This is a genomic window from Campylobacter sp. 10_1_50, assembly GCF_000238755.1.
Lineage (GTDB): Bacteria > Campylobacterota > Campylobacteria > Campylobacterales > Campylobacteraceae > Campylobacter_A > Campylobacter_A concisus_R.
Window position 1 is genome coordinate 1 of record NZ_JH414891.1, and the last position, 19,396, is coordinate 19,396.

Sequence of the window (19,396 nt, forward strand, 5' to 3'; positions counted from 1 at the left end):
TTTCCCTATCTAACTTATGCTAGAGAGGTGTATAGAGTATTAGCAGTCGTTTCCAACTGTTGTCCTCTAGTGTAGGGCAGATTAGCTATACATTACTCACCCGTGCGCCACTAACTCATAAGAGCAAGCTCTTACTCGTCCGTTCGACTTGCATGTATTAGGCACGCCGCCAGCGTTCACTCTGAGCCAGGATCAAACTCTCCATATTAATTACCTATCTAATAGATAGGATTTTTATTATGAAGTTTTTAATCAAAAAAACTTTTAGTTTTTATATTAGTTTGTCTAATCTATTATTTAATCATAATAGACTGGCTCAATCGATCACTTGTTTAGATTTCAAAGATTGACTAATAGTTTAACAATTGTAAGTTAAAAGAACTTTCTGCTCTGCGTTCTGCAAAACAGAAAGTGAAGTATATAGAAGTGATGCTTAAAAGTAGATAAAAATTAGGCTAATTTTTTAAAAGCCCATAAAGAAATTTTGAAGTCCAACCTTTTCATTAAAAATAATATCTTTTTTATTTGGATCGTACTTAAATTTACTTACTACTTTTTTGCCATCTTCTTTTAAATATCCAGCAGATATAAGAGTTGGCTCGATAAGAGTCATCTCAGGGAAGAGCGTATCAAAAAATTTAGCCAAAGTCTCATCCGCGCTTAGCTCACCGTTAAGTGATAGCTTATCAAAGATCGCAAGCTGACTTTCTCCACTTTTAAAGCCATTAATGGCAGCGTCTAATTTTAAATTTATCGCATTATCGCCATTTTTAAAGCTTAATGTATCCACTTTCACACTTGGATTTTTCTCTAAAATTTGACCCATTACTTCGTCCAAATTTAACCCAGCAAAGATACTCTCATTTGTATCAACATTTACATTACTTAGTCTATCAAGTATATTATTTATAGTTGGCACGTTGATATTTGCTATTTTGCTATCTAAGATAAAATCTGTAAATTTCACTTTATTAACAGCAACTGCACCTATCTTCACCACGTCATTTGAGCTACCAAGATCATTTGAGACTTCAAATTTAGAGCTATACTCAAGATCGTCTAAAGCAACATTACCATCTTTTTCATCTAATAATGCTAATTTTTTGATCTTAGCTTTTGCTACGTAAGGAGCTAGTTTGCTCTCAAATATCTTTGAAATTTCAACTGGCACAGTGTAGCTTGTATCTATATCGACGCCTTCAAGATTAACTTCTGCTTTATTTTCTTCGTTAATATCTTTTAATGCGACTTTCTCAAGACCCAAGTTTGCGCTATTTACATTATCTTTTGCGTCCAGTTTCAAGCCAAATTTCACATCCTTTGTATGAACGTTCATAGTTTGCTTGTCACTAAAGTCGATATCGCTAAATTTAACATTTACATCTTTATCGCCACTCACGCTAGCTTTTGTTTTAGCCGTTGCGACGACGTTTGATCCAAGAAATGAAGCTACGATATTTTTTATCGCCTCATTTTGTATAGAAATTTTTGAGTCGATATCAAAGCCATTTACAAATGCAAGCACTGAGTGAGAAATTTCATTTTCTACCTTGAAATTTAGATCCTCATCTACATCTTTTCCGGCTAAATTTTTCAAAAGATCCTTTGAAACGATAAGATCAAACGATCCTTTTGAGCCAAAAAAGCCTTTTTGATAGCTGTTTTCTGAAACTTTAAAGCCATTTACATCATTTAGTCTATAAACTATCCTTTGATAGTTCTCCTCGACCTTGTTTGAGGCGAAATAAACAGCGCCTGCGACGATCACGATAACTACGATTAGAGCAGATATCACCTTTTTCATGCTTTTCTCCTTTTTGTAATGTGTTGTAAAAACAACCAGATACCTAATAACAAGCCTACCATGGCAAGTGGCATGATATAGCCATGCTCGCCAAGATAATTGCTCACACTCATAAAATAATCCCCTGCTTTATAGCTAGCAAGACCGACGATCACCGCCCAAAGCACTGAAGAGATCAAATTTATAACGCTAAATTTATAAAAAGAGTATTTTGTAAGCCCAAGTGCGATAGGCACCAAAGTTTTGACGCCGTAGATAAATTTTTTGATAAATATTATCTTATCGCCATGCTTTTTTGCCAAAATTCCAGCGTAAGCAAGCTTTCTTTTGTGATTTTTCACATAAGGCATAAGCGAGCTTTTATTAAACCTTGCGACGTAAAAGATCAAAGTATCGCCGATCGTGTTTGCCACGGCAGCGACGATTATGCTAAGAGTGATGTCCATCTTACCAGCAAAGCTTAATATCCCAGCAGCGATAAGTGCTACCATGCCGCCACCAAGACTGTAAAAAAACAGCACGATGTAGCCGTAAGTTGAGATTGAGTTTATAATATCTTGCATCATTGCCCCAAAAGCTTAGAAGCAGAAGATATTAGTTGCTCGTATGCGTAGCCACTTTGTTTTAAAATTTCATCCTTTGCACTAATCACTGCTCCGCCAAAGCTAGCCCCAGCGAAAAATCCATCATTTGCAGCGTATGCATAGATGTCGCTTGAAAATTTAAAATCGCTTACTTTATTATAACTGCGCCCGATATCGCCAAATGCTACTGAAAGCTTCGTATCAAGCGTGATCTTGGCATCTTTTATGTCGTAGATGATGCTATCTTTAAATATAAATAGCACAAGCGAGCTATCTTCATAGCCAAGCTGTATGCCGATGCTGCCGCCACTTATACTAACTGGCAAAATTTCACTTGGCGAGTTGATGTTGCCAACGACCATGATGCCATCTCCGCCCATGCCACCGACCACAAAACCGACTTTTTTTACACTTGGAAAGATGATCGTCGCTTTTGACTGCTCGATGAGCTCTTTTATAGGAGCATTTCTAGCGCCTCTCATCGTCGTTATAAACGAATTTGCCGAGTCTAGCACGAGCTCCTCGCTAGCAAAGCCAAGCGAGAAAAACATTATTAATGATAAAAGAAATTTCATATCTTGCCGTTATTTCGCAAAATCAACAGCGCGAGTCTCTCTGATGACGCTTACTTTTATCTCACCAGGATACTGCACTTTGCTCTCGATCTCTTGAGCTATCTCTTTTGCCACAAGCACCGCCTCATCGTCATTTATGAGTTTAGCATTTGCGATGACGCGGATCTCACGGCCAGCATTGATCGCATAAGCTTGTTTGATGCCCTCTTTGCTTTTTGCGATGTTTTCGATCTCTTCGACACGTTTTAAGAAGCTCTCAAGCACCTCACGTCTTGCTCCTGGACGAGCTGCGCTTAGTGCGTCAGCTGCGCAAACAGCAGCACTTTCGATACTTGTAGCCTCTTCGTGGCCATGGTGAGCATAGATCGCGTTGATGACAACTGGATGCTCTTTATAGCGTTTGCAAATTTCAGCTCCAAGATCGACGTGGCTGCCCTCGTACTCGTGAGTTAGCGCTTTGCCGATATCGTGAAGTATGCCAGCTCTTTTTGCTAGCTTCTCATCTCCGCCACACTCAGCTGCGATGATGCCAGCAAGATGAGCTACTTCAAGGCTGTGAGCAAGGGCATTTTGACCATAGCTTGCTCTAAATTTAAGCTTGCCTATTAGTTTTACTATCTCTGGATGAATTTTATTTAGGCCAAGATCCATGACGATATTCTCGCCCTCTTCTTGTATGCTTTGTTCAAATTCTTCAGTCACTTTTTTATGAAGATCCTCTATCCTTGCTGGCTGAATTCTGCCGTCCTCCACCAAAAGCTCGATCACTCTTGTTGCGATCGCACGTCTATAAAGATTAAAGCTGCTTAAGATGATAGCATGCGGTGTGTCGTCGATGATGATATCAACGCCAAGCACCATTTCAAGGGTTTTGATGTTACGTCCCTCTTTGCCGATGATCCTGCCTTTTAGCTCATCGTTTTTGATATTTACGACGTTTATTAGACGCTCAGCTGCAAATTCTCCAGCAAATCTTGACGTAGCCTGCGCCAAGATATAATTAACCCTCTTTTTAGCCTCTCTTTTTGCCTCTTCTTCGTACTTTCTAACGATGTGAGCGATGTCGGCGCGAGACTTCTCTTCGACCTTTTTAAGCACGACCTCTTTTGCCTCTTCCTCCGTTAAACCAGCAGCGTGCTCAAGCACTCTTATCGCCTCTTCTACTTTGTTTTGATAAGTCGCTTTTAAATTTAAACCCTCTTCGTAAGTGACCTTCGCATCTTGCTTATCTTTTTCAAAAAGCTCTTTGCTCTCATTTAAAAGCTCTTGCTCATTTAGCAAAATTTTCTCTTTTTTGGTCAGCTCATCAAATTTACTTGCATACTCTTTTTGAAGCTTTGTCGTCTTGTCATCGTATCTTTTTTTAGCCTCAAATTCAGCCTCTTGCACTGAAATTTTAGAGTTTTTAAGCGTTAGCTCAGCTTCATACTCGATGGCTTTTGCTTTAGCTTTTGCCTGCTCTAAAAATATGTTGTAGTTTGCATCATTTATCTTTTTGGCGTAGAGATACCCTGCTCCAACGCCCACCACACCGGCTCCTAAGCCTATTAAAACCTCTATCATTTATTCCTCTTTTTATATAATTTTTGCTTGGGGTTATATAAAAGTCTCCCACCGCATCGTGCGCCAGCGAGAGCACATCTTTGGTGTAGAAGTTTTTTACCTCTAAGAAAACTATCAGTTTTGGCTTAACGGGCAAAGTGTCAAAAAATCTATCGTAAAATCCTTTTCCGTGCCCTATCCTTGCCATAGCTCCATCAACCCCAATCGCTGGAACTACCGCCATATCGAGTTTAACATTATTCATTTTTTTGCCAGATGGCTGTCTGACATTAAATTTATAAGTTAGAAATGGCAGTCGCAATCTTACCATCTCTAAGCTAAGACCTACCATAAAAGGGGCAAAAATTTCACATTTATGTGATAAATTTCGTCTTATTTTAAGCACATCGACTTCGTAGTTAAGCGGCAGGTAAAAGAGTACCTTTTTAGAATTTGTATAATTTATCAAATTTAAAAGTGTTTTTATCGCCTTATAATGCGTGCATTTTGCTCTAAATTTAGTGAGCTTTATCAAATTTGCTCTTGCATTTTTTCTAAATTCATTTTTTTCTAAATTAACGCTCATTTTATGCTCTTTCTTGTATAATCCTGAAACATTTTTCAAAAGGAAATTTATGACACTAAAACGCGCAATTATAACATCACTTTGTCTTTTTGCATTTTTCGGATGCGGCGACGACTCTAACAAAAAGAGCGAGCAAAACACTAGCGAGCCAGCTGTGCAAAGTAAAAATTTAGAAGAAAATGCCAGCAAAGATGAAAATTTAAGCAAAGATACGCTCACACCAAAGATAAGCGAGAGCACACAAAGTGACGAAGTAAAAGATATAAGCCTAAAACTGCTTAACGGCACAACTATGCAGATCACAAAAAGAAGCAACGGCTTTGACGTAAAAGATGGGAAAAAAGCGACACTTTATGTATTTTTCGCCACTTGGTGCCCACCTTGCAAAGCCGAGATCCCATCTTTAAACAACCTAAGTGAGAAATTTAAAAACGAGCTAAACATCGTTGCTGTCTTGCTTGAAGACAAGAGCGAGGACGAGGTTAAAGAATTTGCTCAAAAATATAAGATCAAATACGACATCGCAGTTGGCGAGGGAAATTTCTTATTTGAAAAGGCGATGGGCGGCATCAAAGGACTCCCTGCATCTGCACTCTTTAAAGCAAATGGCGACTACGCTCAAGGCTACATCGGTCTTGTGCCTGAAGAGATGCTTGAAACTGACATAAATAGGGCCATAAAATAATGCTTGAGTTTTTAAAAAGAGGCTTTGAAAAGACCTTTGGGGCGATAAGCTCGGCTAAAAAGTCAAAAAAGATCAACAAAGAGAGCTTAGAAGAAATTTTACTAGAGGCTGACGTGGCTTACGAGATCGTGGAGGAGATTTTATACTACTTGCCGCCGCAAGATGAAGTGAGCAGAGCTGATCTTAGACGCGTTATGAGTAGCTATTTTATCTACGAAAAGGAGCGCGTGATCGAGCCTGACAAGCCATTTGTCGATCTTATCCTTGGCGTAAATGGCGCTGGCAAGACGACAACTATCGCAAAGCTAGCAAATTTATATAAAAATAACGGCAAAAGCGTCATCTTAGGCGCTTGTGATACATTTAGAGCTGGAGCGATCGAGCAGCTTCGCCAGTGGTCAATCAGACTAAGTGTGCCAATAGTCGCCACTCAGCAAGGACATGATCCTTCAGCTGTTGCCTACGACACGATTAGCTCGGCTCTTGCAAAAGGCATCGACCGCGTCATCTTAGACACGGCTGGCAGGCTTCAAAACCAGACAAATTTAGCAAACGAGCTTGATAAGATCGTTCGTATCAGCAAAAAAGCCTACGAAAAGGCGCCTCACCGCAAGATCCTCATCCTTGATGGCACGCAGGGCAATGCTGGCGTCGCGCAGGCAAAGGCATTTAACGAGATCGTCTCGCTTGATGGTGTCATCATCACAAAGCTTGATGGCACTGCAAAGGGCGGAGCGCTATTTGGCGTGGCAAGAGAGCTTGAGCTACCTATATTTTATATAGGCGTTGGCGAAAGCATGGACGATATCATCAAATTTAACCCAGACGAGTTTTTAGACGAGCTGATGGACGCCATTTTTGAGTAGGGTAAAATTTCTTAGTAAAATTTGCTTTTTCGCTGCTCTTTTGGCGATTGATATTCTTGCATTTACCCCAAAAAGTCCTGCGATCATCGAAAATTCGTGGGACAAAGCAAACCATTTTTTAGCTTTTTTCGTCCTTTATATACTGCTCTACCTTGGCTATGAGTTTAAAATTTTTAAAAATTTAGCCCTACTTTTAGCCTTTGGCATGCAAATAGAGCTCGTTCAGGCATTTTTACCAAACAGGAGCTTTAGCCTGCTTGACATCGTAGCTGACATGATCGGAGCGGTCTTTGGAGTGATAGTAGTTGAAATTTTAAAAAGGATATATTATGGCAAAAGCAAAGCCAGTTTTTGAGTGTCAAGCCTGCGGTAGTCAACAGACAAAGTGGCTGGGCAAATGCCCACAATGTGGGGCTTGGGATAGCTTTGTCGAGCTTAGCCAGCAAGAGATAAAGATAAGTAAAGAGATAGCAAAAAGTAGTGGCACACCCAGCAAAGCCATAAGCATCGACGAAGTTGAAATTCAAAATTTCACGAGATTTAGCACCAAAGATAGCGAGCTAGACCTTGTTCTTGGTGGTGGCGTGGTCGAGGGTTCGCTTGTGCTTATAGGCGGTAGCCCAGGCATCGGCAAATCAACCCTGCTTCTAAAAATCGGCTCAAATTTAGCAAAGGACGGCAAAAAAACGCTCTATGTAAGCGGCGAAGAGAGCCAAAGCCAGATAAAAATGAGAGCTGACAGGCTAAATGCTGTGGATAAAAATTTATACTTGCTAACTGAAATTTGCCTAGAAGATATCCTGCTAGAGGTGCAAAAGAGCGACTACAAGGTGCTAGTCATTGACTCCATTCAAACGCTTTATAGCCAAAATATAACCTCCGCGCCAGGCTCGATCACGCAGGTTCGTGAGATCACATTTGAACTGATGAGGCTTGCAAAGAGCCAAAACATCTGCGTTTTCATCATCGGACACATAACCAAAGAGGGTTCGATCGCAGGTCCTAGAGTGCTTGAACACATGGTCGATGTGGTGCTTTATTTTGAGGGCGACGCGAGCAGAGAGCTGAGGATTTTGCGTGGGTTTAAAAACCGCTTTGGCTCGACGAGCGAGGTTGGTATATTTGAGATGAGCCAGCACGGACTTGTGAGCGCAAATGAGGTTTCTAGTAAATTTTTCACACGCGGTGGGGCGATGAGTGGCAGCGCGATCACTATCATAATGGAAGGCTCAAGGGCGCTTAGCATCGAAATTCAAGCACTTGTTTGCGAAAGCGCCTATCCAAAGCGAAGCTCGACTGGCTTTGAGAGAAACCGCCTAGATATGCTGCTAGCCCTACTTGAGCGAAAGCTTGAAATTCCACTTGGGCACTACGACGTCTTCATAAATGTTTCAGGTGGCGTTAAGATAAGCGAGACTGCGGCCGATCTAGCCGTCATAGCAGCGATAATCAGCAGCTTCAAAAACCGCCCTATCAGCAAGGACAGCGTCTTCATCGGCGAGCTAAGCCTAAACGGCGAGATAAGAGAAATTTTCAACCTCGATCAGCGCTTAAAAGAGGCAAAAACGCAGAAATTTAAAAACGCCATCATTCCAAACAAACCGCTTGACACGCAAGGTTTAAAGTGCTTTTACGCCAAAGATATCACGCAAGTACTTGAGTGGATGTAAATTTACTCTGGAACAAATCATGCTTGCTCTTTGACAGATAATATCAAGGAGGCAAACCATGAATGATATTAGCATCTTAAGCACAAATGTAAATTCATACACCAAGCAACAACACAAACAAGATAGATCTGCAAATTTTAGTGATATTTTTAACCAAAAGACTAAAGAAAAGATTAGCGAACCAAACCAAGAGCCAGCCAAATTTACTTATACCACTTCTTCACAAAATAGCCTCGTCTCTTTAAATTTTAATGACCTTCAAGCTTATGGCTACACAGTAGATAAGGCTGGCTTTATGGGAGCTGATTTTAACAAAGCTGCAGGTTTGCCACAGGACTTTAAAATCCATAAAAGCACGCTTGATGAGATAGTTAGATACAACAATAAAACATATCTATTCACACAAGATAGAAGCAAGGCTGCCTTTGAAAAGATAGACGTAGCTGATACCACAAAGCACTACTATAAACTTTTTAAAAGCATTGTAGGGGATGAAAAAGATAGATATAGCGAGGCTGATCTAGCAAATTTACCAAAAGGCTTTAGCATGGATACCAACCAAAAAACCTTTGGCAAAAATGCAAATTTCTTAAAAGATGTAAGTCTAATATCTGTTACAAATGTATATAAAACATTTGATCAAGTTAGCGATGCAAAGAGTGTTAGAGATGAGCTTAGAGGCTTTGGAGTAAGCCACGAGGTCTATGAGCTAAATTTTAGCAAAGAGCATCTTGACACAAGAGCCAGTGACGAATATACATTTAACCCTGATATGTCGGTATATCAAGTAGATGATACTTATAGCAATGCTGGTGTATTTGTGGGATTTTTAAAGAGCTTTAGCCCTATCGCTAGTGATAGCGGCGAGACAAAGCTTAGTGTGGAGGCAAGCTCTTACTCAAAGCTAATGAATGAGCAAAGCCTAGCTGATGATATAGTGCCTCTTTCAAGGCTTTTAAAAAATGAGAAGATGATCAAATTTATCTTAGAAGAGCTACTAAAGAGAAATTTACTCACTTCAAAAGATGGCAAAAGTGCTGGTGAGATAGTAGATAGTGTGCTAGCTCATGCCACAAAGCTTCAAAACGAGACAAAAGTCTAAATAGATAAATTTAAAAGGTGGCTATCTTTAACCGATCAAGCCATCTTATTTAAAATTTGCTTCTTATCTATCTTTTGCATAAGCTCCAAGACGTCTATGCCTCTTTTTTCTTTGAAATTTAAAAGCTCTCTTGCATAGAGAAATCTCTGATCCTTGTTTATATCATAGGTCTCATACTTCTTCTTAACCTGCATAGGTTTAAATTTCTTCTCGCTTTGCTCTTTAGCAAAATTTGCATTGTATTCTTGTTCTTCTTTAATTATCTGCTTTCTTTGCTCCTCAACATCCTTTGTAGCTTTTTCTCTTGCTTTGGCAAATAGTGTTTTAAATTCATCTATACTTAGGTCGGTTCTACTTAAAAGACTAAGCGACTCCTTGTTATTATTTGGATAAAGAGAAGACATACTATCCATAAATGCTCTTAGGTCAGCCTCCTCTTCTTTTATGCCAAGACCTATCATCTTACCTTCTATTGTTGGTTTGCCGTCTATAGAGTTATCCCTCAGAAAATCCATATAGCCTTGAAGTTCCCAATCTATCGCTTTTTCTATGGTTTCTGGATATTTTCCGTATAGAGCCCTTCGCTCTTCTGGGGTATATTTGTTTGATAACATACTATCTATTTTATCTATGGTTTTTGTTATCCAGTCTTCTTTACTTTGGTCTATATCAATAAATTCTTTTACATTATCAGTCCAGGGTCTAAACATATACTTTGAGTAATCAAATTTCTCTTCGCTGACGCTTTTGTCTTGCTTGCCTTTTTTGGCTACATTTTCTATTGTATTTTCTTTTTGGATAGTGTTATCTTGTATCGGTGTGTTGCTAAGTCCGTTTATGCTAGTTATCATTTTAACTCCTTTTAAAGTATAAGTAGCCTACAGTATAACTTGTAGGCTACTAAAAATTTACCAACCGCCTAGGTCAGATTCCATTTGCCTTTTAAAATTATCTCTTAGCTGTCAATAACTGCATTGTTATTTAGAACAAAACTGCTAGATATCTTATGATACTCTCCAGTCTGTTTGTTATACGCTGCAGCGCTGTAAGTAAATAAAGGATATCTACCATAACGACTAGATTTTATCTCTCTTTTGACAGTGTGTGCAAGGTGGTATTCAGGGAGATTGTATGCGCCCAACCTTTGTTCTATCTGCATTTTTATATAATCTCCGTCTTTACCAAGCTCATATTTAGCATATGCTCCAGACTCATTGTATAAAAACTTCTTAGGACCTACTAACTCTAGCCCACCTTTAACCTCACTCATATCTGTAACATCTAGTTTTTAACATTACTAGAGATGTCACTCAAAGCACCAGCTGTAACCTTTGCTAGAAAATCTTCAGCATTAGCACCTACAACTAAAATTCCGCCAATCATGGCTATTTTAAGAACTTTAAACATAACTTCCTCCTGTAAAAAGTTTTATAAGAATTATAGCACTAATTTAGTTTTAATTGATATCAATTATTATCTTTTAAAACCTACCTATGAAAATCTTACTTTTCAATACAACTTTTAACAAACGCCTATTTTGCAACATCTCTACATATATAAAACGATAGTCTTAAGCTTTCTCTTGCTTAAAGTAGAAAAATCACTTAAGAAATCGGCAAAAATTTGTTTTTAAATAGAGAAAACTTAAAAAAGATAACTAATTTCTACTACTATGCCTTTATATCAACATCTTTCTTTATACCAAGCATATCTACTAGGTATTTACCAGCTGGATTTTCATTTAGCTCTTTTACTAAATTTAAAGGTGGCATGCTAAATTTTAAAAAGCTATCCATACTTTGTGCGGTCAAATTTAACCTCACGCTTAGCACCCAAAAACTCAATTTCTAGTTTTGTTTACGCTTGCACGCCGCAGCCACCTATTTTTTCTTAATATTGCCTCGCCTATTGCCGTATCATCACCACCCCTAAAAAATTGCACTGGCACATCATCTATTGGCGGTAATGGCACACTAACGCCGTCACGTTTTAGCTCGTTTATCATTAGCTCGACTTGCACCGTATTATCGCCTGCGTTAAATTTAAGCACCTTAGCAGGTAGCGCCGTATGTACCCCTGCCTCAAAGCTTAATAATCCGCTATCAAAAATTTGCGTTAAATTTGGATCGTTCATTTTTTCTCTACTTTGTGAAATTTTCCATTTATTGCGATTAATTCCGTTTGCCACGTATCGTTTAGAAAATCGCCACTATGCGTTAGTTGGGTTATTTTGTAATCGCCATCATATTCGCTTAAAATTGATTGTATTCGCACGAGCGAGCCGATATTTAATTTTGGATTTAATAAGCACGTAACCCTTAGTCCGTCATCAGTCTTTTCTGGGCTATTAATCAAACCAGTTTTTTCACTTAAAACAAAGCCCTCGCTATCGTTGATTACTTTATCCTTTGGCAAAATATTTAAATTGCCATCTAATATATGCCAGTTAGCGTCGTTGTTTTTGGCTACGTGTTTTAAATAATCCTTTATATCGCCACTTAATACTTTACATCTTGGCAAAGCTTTATCTTTTGGCAAATCTACCACGCCTTGCTTTGAGCTTGACATCGCCTTTACGCACATATTTACTACATCGCTATCTTTAACACCAGCTTTTAGCGTCGTGTATACCCTAGATTTTGAATAGTCATTTTGTCCGTCACCACACTCAATATGTGTTATAAAATCTAAATCATTACGGCTAGTGTAAGCCTGCGTTATTTGTCCTGCAAAAATTAATCTTGGCTCGTCGTAGCCTGCAAATAATTTCACTTGATTAAAAATCTTATTCGCTATTTGGTTGCGGTTGTTGGCATTTAGGTTGTAAATTTCTATTTTGCTAGTGTTTGGCTCTTCGCTTATCGTCTTTTCAATGTTAAAGCTAATTGCGAGGTTATCTATTACTATGCTTTGCGTGCTGTTGCCTATTTCTAAGCGGTAGCGTCTGCCGTATTGCCTCACGTCCTATCCTTTGCTATCTCGCTCATCGCCGCGTTAAACTCTTTGCTTTGCGTGCTGTTGCCTATTTCTAAGCGGTAGCGTCTGCCGTATTGCCTCACGTCCTATCCTTTGCTATCTCGCTCATCGCCGCGTTAAACTCTTTTTTATCGACGGCGTAAAGCTTCAAGCGTTCGCCTAGCTCGCTAAAATCTACGCAATTAACACCGCTTTTTGTGGTATCAACTAGCATAAAAACAAAAGGTAGGTTCTTATTAATAAGACTTGGTGCATTAACCGCTAAGCCCTTGTTAAAAGCCAAAATTTTATTTGCATTTAGATCGGTTAAATCAAATTGCCAAACTGCACCAACCTCGTTATACTTAAGGGTTAGCTCTAGCTCCATGCCAAATATATTAAAATTTTGCGTTTGTTTTAGCTCGTTTGTTGTTGGTATTTCGTAAATCAAAATATATCCTTTAAAAGGCTTGATTTTTTTAGTTTTGGCTCGGTCTTGCCTAAATTTACACCTCTTTTACCTACGTTTAGCCCTTTAGCCGTTTTTGTTTCAACGATAAAAACCTCCTCGAGCGTGAGCGTAACGTCAGCGTATAGATCGCTTTCAGTAGTTACTTCTATACTCGTAATTAGCATATTCCTATATGTTTTTAACCCAGTTGTTACGATCAAAAACTCGCCACTCTTTTGCACTTCCAAAAGCTTTTCATATAGGCTTTGTAGTCTATTTTTAGCGGTGCTGTTGTCCTTATTCTCTTTTCCGTCAGTTAAAAATGGTGCTATTTCGCGTATTTTCTTATCAACGCCAAAAATCCTAGCGTATCGCATTACCTCGTTTTTTATATGCTTTACATTGTTGTAGAGTTTGTATGCCTTTTGAGTGAAGCGATGAGCGGTTTTTATATATGGCAGGTTAAAACGGACTACTTGCATAATCTCGTCAAATTGCGTAAAGCTAGGCGGCTCATAAGCCACTATTTTGCCCTTGATTGTTATTTCTTTCGGCTCTAGCACGGCATGATCTGCTACATTTGCACCGCTTTCTATCGGATTTTTAGTAGTGCGTAGTGTGCTTTTATTGTTTTCTTGCTCAGTTGCGTCTAGCCTAAACGTGCCTATCTTACGGCTTGTTACTTCAATCATTAGTAGCCACCTCTTAAATTAGCTTGAGTAAATGCTAGGTCGCTTTTTTGCCTATTGTTTATTATTTGGTTAGCCATTTGTGGGTTATTTGTGTTTATGTTAATAGTTGTTGTAGCTGTTCCGCCGTTATACTGCACCGATCTATTATTATCTGCGTATTGCGTCGCTATCGCTGCTTTTGGCGTATCGTTACCAAAGCCTAAAAAGCTTTTAGCTCCCTCCCACATATCGCTAGCGGTTTGCCCTATATCAAAGTTTTTAACCGCATTTATAACTGGGGCAATATAAGTATTGTATAGTTCTCTAAAGCCAGCCCCAATGCTATCTATCCAGCCAAAAAATACTTTTTCTATCTTGTCACAAACTTCGCTCCATGATGTATCAAACATTTTGCAGACGCCCTCAATCATTTCTCGTCCGCCATCGCACCAAAATTTAAAAGCTTTTTTCATAATATCTAGTCTGCCAGTAAAAAAGCCCCTATTGAAGTAAGAATGCCAATAACTGACTGCCCAAACCCCATAATTATTTTTACAGCCCCACTAAACACTCGCTTAATTGTTGGTTCGATTTCTTTATATACCGTAATGGCTTTTTACCCCATTCAATAAACGGCTTCCAGTAGTCGCCTAGCAAGCTCTCACCGCCGTCTAAATAGGTCATTAGATCGTCGATTAGTAAAATAAGACCACCTATTAGCATAATTACCCAGCCGATAGGGTTGGTTAAAAACGCCGCTAGCATTGCACGTTTAACGACCGCCAAAACACCTACAAGAATTAATAACGCCGCTTTCCAGCCTATCGTACTACTTATTACTTTATTTAAAAATCTAAACGTGTTTGTAAAAACTTGCCCTAGCTTCAATACCCATTTAAAGACATTAGTTAGCCCCTCGACCACCAGCGCCTTATTAGCTCTCAAGAAGTTGTTAAAACCTTTTAGGCTTTGATTGACGACTGGGATCAATTTTATTGCTGTTTGGGTTACTATTGACTGCACCGCCGTTTTTGTTTTTTGTAGTTGATCTTGATACTCTTTTGCTTGAATTATTTCGGCTTGTGTGATATTAAATAGTCTATCTTTTTTCTTTGCCAGCTCCTCGATATTTTGCAAAGGCACAGTTAAATAATTAGCTATTAGTCCACTAGCTGCCGTTGCTGCCGCCCCTATTAGCAAAAACTTGTTTCTTAACCCGTCAAACTCTTGTTTTAGCCCAATAGCTGGCTTTTTCTCGGTTAGTTTTTTGGTCTCTTTCGCTGCTTCTTTTGCTTTCTCGCCGACCTTTTCCTCTGCTTCTGCCACTTCGTGAAAACTAGCGGTGAGTTCCTCGGCTTGCCCTTTAGCTTCCTCACACCACTCTACGCCTTTATTTTTGGCTTGTTCTAATTTTGCTATTAGCTCGGCATTTCTTTCCATCCCAGCTTTTACTGCGTCGCTTATGGGTTGGACTGTTTGTTTGGCTAGGCTAGAGATATTTTTTAGCCCTTGCTCTATCTGCTTTATCTTGCCACTATCAACATCAAATCCGATTTTGTAGAGAAATTCATCTAATAGCACTATATATCCTTTTAGGGGCATATTAGAATAAATTTTAATAATAGGTTCGGCTTGTGTTTTGCTAGATAAAATTATGATATACATAATTATTAAGCATAAAATAAGGGATATTATTATATAATTATCTTATCAAAAGGGATAAAAAGCCTTTTTGATAATAAGAACTCAAGGAGGAAATATGAAAATATTTCTGAAAGGGTTAAAAGAGTTGCTAGAAGCGTTAGCCGCACTTCTAGCGATAATAGAAATCCTTAAAGGGTGGCTTTGAGCCACCCCCTTGAGTTCGATTATAAGACACTACACTTTATAAGGAGCTTAAAATGGATGTTGTTTTTGACGTGGCTCAATTAGTAGTTTGTATCGCTCTAATCTATGAGATGTGGCGTAACCACAAGCTAACAAAACGCATAAAAGAGTTAGAAAATGCAAAAAAATAAAACACCTAAACGTAAAGATTTTGTTGAGGTTTTTGGTATTCCTTATGCCACATTAAACGACTGGGCTAAATCAGGGGAGGATAACTGGCGTTTTAAATTGCTTGATTTTTTGAGTAATCTAACTTTTGACGAAATAGAAATAATAAAAAATAGAAGTAAAAAAATAGAGGAGTGAGCCTTATTGTTTTTCTAAGGCTCGGCGCTCCTCGTTTAGTAGCTCGATAATAACCTCGTGCATTGCTATTGCGTCCTCTAGGTCGTAAATAGTGCGTAGGTCATTTAGCGTGGCATAACCTTTTATGATCGGTAGCCACACCAAATAATCTATATCAAACTCGCTTTTTACGCCTTGTTTAGGTAGGCTGTTATACCCGTTAAGGATTTTGCCCCAGCGGGTAAGAAGTCTAAAAAATGGTATTTTAACCCCTCTAAAATTTACGCCCTTGCCTTGCATGCGGGGTTGCCTTGATCATGCATCGGCGTATTTGAGTCATTTTCTTCAAAAACCTCTATCATTGAGGCGTCCAAATACTTTTTAGCTTCATTTTGATTAAGGGTGATTGTCTCACCCTCTTTAACGAAATTTCCCTTTACGCATATATTGCCTTTAGCTATGTATATCATGCTCGCTCTTTTATGCCTTACTCATAAGGCTAGCCCATTTTTTAACGACCACTTCGTAATCGGTAAATACGTCGAATACATATTTTAAGGCTCTCTCTTCGGCGTCGTACCAGCGGTTGCGGCGAATATCTAAAACTACTCCCAAAACCAAGTTTTTAAGCGGAGTGGCTAGATAAACGCCTTTTGGCATAAGAGGGGTTATCTCAAACGGAATGCCAAGTATTTGGTTGGCTCCGCCTTGAACGAGATGAAGCGGCGAATTTAGTGCGCTTAGCTCTTTATTGTATTCCTGAACGTCGGAAGGGTTTATCAAAATCCTAGCTTCACTTACGATGTCCGGGTCTATAGACCCAACTAATGCACTCAGTCTATTTGATACCTTTTCTGATGCTGCATAGGTTAATTTAACTGCGTCGCTAGAGTCTTTGACTACTTGTAGCCAGCCTTTATGTAGCGTTTTGAAAGTTCCGTCGTAAGTATCGCTCTCTCCGGTAAATCCAAGAAGCGCCAAATCGTTACCGAAAGCCTTGGCAAATGCGTCAAACGTTTCTTTTTCGAAATTAGGATTTGACTTATTGTCTTCTAACGCGTCTTGCAAGATGCGAGCGAATAACTGAACGCTTTTGGCATCTAGCTTTGCACCTACTTTGCTTAAAGCAGATCTTTGTGAGTCGTTTGGTTTTTCGCCACTGGCTACGCGCACTAAAATTCCTTTTGCTACGTCCCATGCATCGAGCTCTTTAGTAAGTCGACTCATTTTTTCAGTATGGATTTTTTGCAAAAAGCCGTTGTTTTACTTAATAACGTCTATAAAATTATGCGATTGCTCAGGTGTAAGTGAGCCCGAGAGAGTAACGTTAGTGGCATTCATAGAGCCTTTTAAAATATCGTTTAATCCGTCCATTATAGTATTCCTTTGCTTGCGTGATTTTGCGTTTTTTCGATTGTTACGTCTTGTTTTGATTTGCTTAACTCGCTTGTTATCGCGTCAAGTTTAGCGGTTAGCTCACTTACCGATTTTTCAAGTGTTTCAAGCCTTGCGTCATTTGCACTAATGCCAGCTTTTGCAAGCTCGGCAACTCTATTTTCATCCATCGTTTCTCCTTTGTTGTTTGAACTTTCTTTTTTAAAATTTTCGCTTGAGCCGAAAAACTCTTTTAGCGCCGCTATCACGCCGCCTTTTGTGACATCTTCTTTTTCGCTCCCCTTTATCACTCCACTGCCATACATTGATAGTCCAGTTATCGTTCCGTTTTTTATCATCTCTCGCAGCTCCTCATCTTCTATTTTGATGCCTACCGCCCACGCTCCCTCTTCATTAAAGAATTCATCTTTGCTTTTTACTATCCAGCTTTCGCATATATAGGCGTCCGCGATATTAAAATTATGATTTACATCTATACAGTAGCTAAGGTCCGATCTCTTCATAAAGTTATAAGCAGCCCTTTTGATTTTGTCAGCATTTGCAAAATCTCCTTGCGTATTCACTTCGTCCGGGGCATAAACTATCCCATAAACAAACTCCTTGTTCTACATCGCTCTTTTTAAAATCTACTCTTAGCAGCTCGTTAAAATTCTCATTTTTGTAGATAATTTTTTTATTGTTAGCACCTGCTGATACCAGTGAAATTAACTTGATTTGCATATCGGTTATCTCTCTAGCCATTACTTACTCCTTATTTTTTCCGCCATTTTTGCCAAAAATAAGATTTTAAAAAACCCAGATAAGACATATACGTCTTATCTTGCTAGAAAGCGAAAAATCTTTATCGTAGAATTGGGTTAAAAATTTTTAAAGCAGCGCAAGGTAGCGCACAGCTTACTGAAGAAAGCAAAGACTCAAAAGGCTTAATAGAGCCGTTTTTTAGCTTTGATAGACTACTCGGTCTTTTTTACGCCAATACGTATCACAGGCGAGCCGTGCAATTAAAAGCATCACTGTTATCTAATATAGAAGATGGCTCGAAGCTTGAGGGCGGTGCTATGACGCCCAAAGATTTTTTATATGCGTTTATATTAAATCTTGAAATTTTTGGAAATGCTTTTGTTGAAATTGCGGGTAAAAACCTTTATATACTTCCCTCTATCGAAGCTAGAGTAAACGAAAACAAAGAAATATTTCAAGTAAAAACAATAAATCAATAGCACTTAATGCAAAACACTTATATTATTATTCTCCAAACTCTAGATTTTACGGAGAGCCTGATTATTTAGCGGCCATGCTCTCAATTCTAACCAATCAAAAAGCCGATAGTTTTAATAACGCTTTTTTTGAAAACTCCGCTCGCGCCGATACGGCCATAATCTTTGAAAATTCAGAGCCTGATGAGATGCAGCTTAATGCCTTTAAAGAATTTTTCGGCTCAAATTTTAAAGGGACGGGCAATGCGCATAAAACTTTGGTTTTAACCGCAAACGGCGAGAATGCGAAAGTGCGTATCGAGGATCTAAGCAAGGTAAGCGATATTAGTTTTGAAAAGCTTAAAAACCTAAATAGGGACGAGATCATAGCCGCGCACGGAGTACCGCCTAGAATGGTCGGAGTAATGACCGCCGGACAGCTTGGAGGCAGCGGAGAGGTAACTGGACAGCTGCACAGCTTTAACGAGCTTACGATCATCCCAAAACAAGAGCAAATAGAGTGGTTTTTCGATAGTATCGGCTATCCTATCAAGCTTAAGCCTATCGATGTAAGTAACTTTAAAGACGACTTGTAGCTGGGGCTTGAAACCCAGTTGTAGTTATTGCCATTTCTTTGCTCCTTTTATGCAATTTAATGGCAATTTATCATTTGTCACTGTGTCAAATCTACCCAATTTTGGCAAAAAGAATATTTTTTTGTTTGATTTGAAAAAGAGAGTAAGCCCTAAAGATAGGGCTTTTAATTATTATCTGAGTTTTTAGTAGATATATAGCTAGTTTTTGCACCTTGACTAATTTTATTTTTAGTTAGCCTATTTACTGCTTTAGCTTTTACTCCGTCGCTTATGTCTTTATTTAGTAGCACTTTCTTAACTAAGCCTACTTTGTCGCTACTATTGTCTATCGTATCAAGTAGCTTAAGCTTTGGGTTTTCAAACTTCATAGGCTCTTTTAAGTTTCTATCAGAATAAAAGGTTATAATGTCGTTAGAGCTGTAAAGGCTGCTATTTGGGATTATCCCACTTTTGGTGGCTTCATCGGTGGGCTTTAAGGTCGAAGTAATTGAGCGGTCGTCGCTCTCCCTTTTAGCCTGACCGATGACGGCTCTAAATCTTACTCCG

At 38.9% G+C, this 19,396-nt stretch carries 27 protein-coding genes, 1 rRNA gene and 2 pseudogenes; 8 read left to right on the forward strand and 22 right to left on the reverse strand.

Annotation, left to right across the window (positions count from 1 at the left end; translation table 11 throughout):
• The 6 genes from HMPREF1019_RS09480 to HMPREF1019_RS09505 all read right to left on the reverse strand — a co-directional run.
• Positions 1 to 208 (reverse strand): 16S ribosomal RNA (locus HMPREF1019_RS09480); the annotation flags it as partial.
• A 255-nt stretch (positions 209 to 463) separates the two neighbouring features.
• Entirely contained in the window at positions 464 to 1,804 is a 1,341-nt protein-coding gene (locus HMPREF1019_RS09485; protein WP_009295508.1) for a DUF945 family protein, read from the reverse strand.
• On the reverse strand, positions 1,801 to 2,367 hold the full coding sequence (locus HMPREF1019_RS09490) for a DedA family protein (RefSeq protein ID WP_021085261.1): 567 nt from the start codon (positions 2,365 to 2,367) through the stop codon (positions 1,801 to 1,803). The genes HMPREF1019_RS09485 and HMPREF1019_RS09490 overlap by 4 nt, the downstream gene beginning before the upstream one ends.
• Complete coding sequence (locus HMPREF1019_RS09495; RefSeq protein ID WP_034901867.1) at positions 2,367 to 2,963, reverse strand: YSC84-related protein; 597 nt, start codon at positions 2,961 to 2,963, stop codon at positions 2,367 to 2,369. The genes HMPREF1019_RS09490 and HMPREF1019_RS09495 overlap by 1 nt, the downstream gene beginning before the upstream one ends.
• 9 nt (positions 2,964 to 2,972) lie before the next feature.
• The gene (gene rny, locus HMPREF1019_RS09500) at positions 2,973 to 4,526 is read right to left on the reverse strand and encodes a ribonuclease Y (protein WP_034901872.1); all 1,554 of its coding nucleotides are present in this window, start codon (positions 4,524 to 4,526) and stop codon (positions 2,973 to 2,975) included.
• The gene (locus tag HMPREF1019_RS09505) at positions 4,447 to 5,091 is read right to left on the reverse strand and encodes a 5-formyltetrahydrofolate cyclo-ligase (RefSeq protein ID WP_009295512.1); all 645 of its coding nucleotides are present in this window, start codon (positions 5,089 to 5,091) and stop codon (positions 4,447 to 4,449) included. The genes rny and HMPREF1019_RS09505 overlap by 80 nt, the downstream gene beginning before the upstream one ends.
• A 49-nt stretch (positions 5,092 to 5,140) precedes the next feature.
• On the opposite strand from HMPREF1019_RS09505, the gene HMPREF1019_RS09510 reads away from it, so the two are divergent.
• From HMPREF1019_RS09510 to HMPREF1019_RS09755, 5 genes are read left to right on the forward strand one after another with little or no spacing between them, the layout of a single operon-like run.
• A complete protein-coding gene (locus HMPREF1019_RS09510; RefSeq protein ID WP_009295513.1) occupies positions 5,141 to 5,776 on the forward strand; it encodes a TlpA family protein disulfide reductase in 636 nt (211 codons plus the stop codon).
• Positions 5,776 to 6,642, forward strand: a complete 867-nt coding sequence (ftsY, locus tag HMPREF1019_RS09515; protein ID WP_009295514.1) for a signal recognition particle-docking protein FtsY — start codon at positions 5,776 to 5,778, stop codon at positions 6,640 to 6,642. The genes HMPREF1019_RS09510 and ftsY overlap by 1 nt, the downstream gene beginning before the upstream one ends.
• On the forward strand, positions 6,635 to 6,997 hold the full coding sequence (locus HMPREF1019_RS09520; protein WP_009295515.1) for a VanZ family protein: 363 nt from the start codon (positions 6,635 to 6,637) through the stop codon (positions 6,995 to 6,997). Before ftsY ends, HMPREF1019_RS09520 begins: the two co-directional genes overlap by 8 nt.
• On the forward strand, positions 6,972 to 8,312 hold the full coding sequence (gene radA / locus HMPREF1019_RS09525) for a DNA repair protein RadA (protein WP_009295516.1): 1,341 nt from the start codon (positions 6,972 to 6,974) through the stop codon (positions 8,310 to 8,312). Before HMPREF1019_RS09520 ends, radA begins: the two co-directional genes overlap by 26 nt.
• 58 nt (positions 8,313 to 8,370) lie before the next feature.
• The gene (locus tag HMPREF1019_RS09755; RefSeq protein ID WP_009295517.1) at positions 8,371 to 9,414 is read left to right on the forward strand and encodes a Cj0814 family flagellar-dependent secreted protein; all 1,044 of its coding nucleotides are present in this window, start codon (positions 8,371 to 8,373) and stop codon (positions 9,412 to 9,414) included.
• Between the two features lie 35 nt (positions 9,415 to 9,449).
• Here the strand turns inward: HMPREF1019_RS09755 and HMPREF1019_RS09535 are convergent, their stop codons facing one another.
• From HMPREF1019_RS09535 to HMPREF1019_RS09570, 10 genes and pseudogenes are all read right to left on the reverse strand, one after another.
• Positions 9,450 to 10,265 (reverse strand): hypothetical protein, encoded by an 816-nt coding sequence (locus HMPREF1019_RS09535; protein WP_009295518.1) that lies wholly within the window; start codon positions 10,263 to 10,265, stop codon positions 9,450 to 9,452.
• Positions 10,266 to 10,369: 104 nt separating this feature from the next.
• Positions 10,370 to 10,684, reverse strand: coding sequence for a hypothetical protein (locus tag HMPREF1019_RS10215; protein WP_009295519.1), 315 nt, complete (start codon positions 10,682 to 10,684; stop codon positions 10,370 to 10,372).
• An 11-nt stretch (positions 10,685 to 10,695) separates the two neighbouring features.
• Complete coding sequence (locus HMPREF1019_RS10565; RefSeq protein ID WP_009295520.1) at positions 10,696 to 10,821, reverse strand: hypothetical protein; 126 nt, start codon at positions 10,819 to 10,821, stop codon at positions 10,696 to 10,698.
• 263 nt (positions 10,822 to 11,084) lie between these two features.
• Positions 11,085 to 11,210: pseudogene (locus HMPREF1019_RS10055) on the reverse strand (Cj0814 family flagellar-dependent secreted protein); the annotation flags it as partial.
• A 44-nt stretch (positions 11,211 to 11,254) separates the two neighbouring features.
• Positions 11,255 to 11,548 (reverse strand): Gp138 family membrane-puncturing spike protein, encoded by a 294-nt coding sequence (locus HMPREF1019_RS09545; protein WP_009295522.1) that lies wholly within the window; start codon positions 11,546 to 11,548, stop codon positions 11,255 to 11,257.
• Positions 11,545 to 12,375, reverse strand: coding sequence for a phage protein (locus HMPREF1019_RS09550; protein WP_009295523.1), 831 nt, complete (start codon positions 12,373 to 12,375; stop codon positions 11,545 to 11,547). The genes HMPREF1019_RS09545 and HMPREF1019_RS09550 overlap by 4 nt, the downstream gene beginning before the upstream one ends.
• Positions 12,376 to 12,469: 94 nt before the next feature.
• Complete coding sequence (locus HMPREF1019_RS09555; protein ID WP_009295524.1) at positions 12,470 to 12,820, reverse strand: phage baseplate plug family protein; 351 nt, start codon at positions 12,818 to 12,820, stop codon at positions 12,470 to 12,472.
• The gene (locus HMPREF1019_RS09560; RefSeq protein WP_009295526.1) at positions 12,817 to 13,512 is read right to left on the reverse strand and encodes a phage baseplate protein; all 696 of its coding nucleotides are present in this window, start codon (positions 13,510 to 13,512) and stop codon (positions 12,817 to 12,819) included. The genes HMPREF1019_RS09555 and HMPREF1019_RS09560 overlap by 4 nt, the downstream gene beginning before the upstream one ends.
• Entirely contained in the window at positions 13,512 to 13,922 is a 411-nt protein-coding gene (locus HMPREF1019_RS09565) for a hypothetical protein (RefSeq protein WP_009295528.1), read from the reverse strand. The genes HMPREF1019_RS09560 and HMPREF1019_RS09565 overlap by 1 nt, the downstream gene beginning before the upstream one ends.
• Before the next feature lie 121 nt (positions 13,923 to 14,043).
• Positions 14,044 to 15,072, reverse strand: coding sequence for a hypothetical protein (locus tag HMPREF1019_RS09570; protein ID WP_009295530.1), 1,029 nt, complete (start codon positions 15,070 to 15,072; stop codon positions 14,044 to 14,046).
• Positions 15,073 to 15,495: 423 nt separating this feature from the next.
• Between HMPREF1019_RS09570 and HMPREF1019_RS09575 the strand changes: the two genes are divergently transcribed.
• Entirely contained in the window at positions 15,496 to 15,684 is a 189-nt protein-coding gene (locus HMPREF1019_RS09575; RefSeq protein WP_009295534.1) for a hypothetical protein, read from the forward strand.
• Positions 15,685 to 15,687: 3 nt separating this feature from the next.
• On the opposite strand, the gene HMPREF1019_RS09580 is transcribed toward HMPREF1019_RS09575, so the two are convergent.
• The 5 genes from HMPREF1019_RS09580 to HMPREF1019_RS10475 all read right to left on the reverse strand — a co-directional run bounded on the left by HMPREF1019_RS09580 (position 15,688) and on the right by HMPREF1019_RS10475 (position 17,799).
• Complete coding sequence (locus HMPREF1019_RS09580; protein ID WP_009295536.1) at positions 15,688 to 15,963, reverse strand: hypothetical protein; 276 nt, start codon at positions 15,961 to 15,963, stop codon at positions 15,688 to 15,690.
• Positions 15,945 to 16,133, reverse strand: a complete 189-nt coding sequence (locus HMPREF1019_RS09585) for a hypothetical protein (RefSeq protein ID WP_009295537.1) — start codon at positions 16,131 to 16,133, stop codon at positions 15,945 to 15,947. The genes HMPREF1019_RS09580 and HMPREF1019_RS09585 overlap by 19 nt, the downstream gene beginning before the upstream one ends.
• Positions 16,134 to 16,143: 10 nt before the next feature.
• Positions 16,144 to 16,890 carry a phage major capsid protein gene (locus tag HMPREF1019_RS09590; protein WP_009295538.1) on the reverse strand — a complete coding sequence of 249 codons (747 nt, stop codon included), beginning with the start codon at positions 16,888 to 16,890 and terminating at the stop codon, positions 16,144 to 16,146.
• A gap of 146 nt (positions 16,891 to 17,036) precedes the next feature.
• On the reverse strand, positions 17,037 to 17,621 hold the full coding sequence (locus HMPREF1019_RS09595) for an XkdF-like putative serine protease domain-containing protein (RefSeq protein ID WP_009295540.1): 585 nt from the start codon (positions 17,619 to 17,621) through the stop codon (positions 17,037 to 17,039).
• Positions 17,590 to 17,799: a hypothetical protein gene (locus HMPREF1019_RS10475; RefSeq protein ID WP_009295541.1), complete on the reverse strand. Its 210-nt coding sequence runs from the start codon at positions 17,797 to 17,799 to the stop codon at positions 17,590 to 17,592. The genes HMPREF1019_RS09595 and HMPREF1019_RS10475 overlap by 32 nt, the downstream gene beginning before the upstream one ends.
• A 254-nt stretch (positions 17,800 to 18,053) precedes the next feature.
• On the opposite strand from HMPREF1019_RS10475, the gene HMPREF1019_RS10480 reads away from it, so the two are divergent.
• Together HMPREF1019_RS10480 and HMPREF1019_RS10485 are read left to right on the forward strand one after the other, a co-directional pair.
• Positions 18,054 to 18,278, forward strand: coding sequence for a hypothetical protein (locus HMPREF1019_RS10480; RefSeq protein ID WP_009295542.1), 225 nt, complete (start codon positions 18,054 to 18,056; stop codon positions 18,276 to 18,278).
• Between the two features lie 74 nt (positions 18,279 to 18,352).
• Complete coding sequence (locus HMPREF1019_RS10485) at positions 18,353 to 18,850, forward strand: phage portal protein (RefSeq protein ID WP_009295544.1); 498 nt, start codon at positions 18,353 to 18,355, stop codon at positions 18,848 to 18,850.
• 164 nt (positions 18,851 to 19,014) lie between these two features.
• Here the strand turns inward: HMPREF1019_RS10485 and HMPREF1019_RS10220 are convergent.
• A pseudogene (locus HMPREF1019_RS10220) lies at positions 19,015 to 19,396 on the reverse strand (hypothetical protein); the annotation flags it as partial.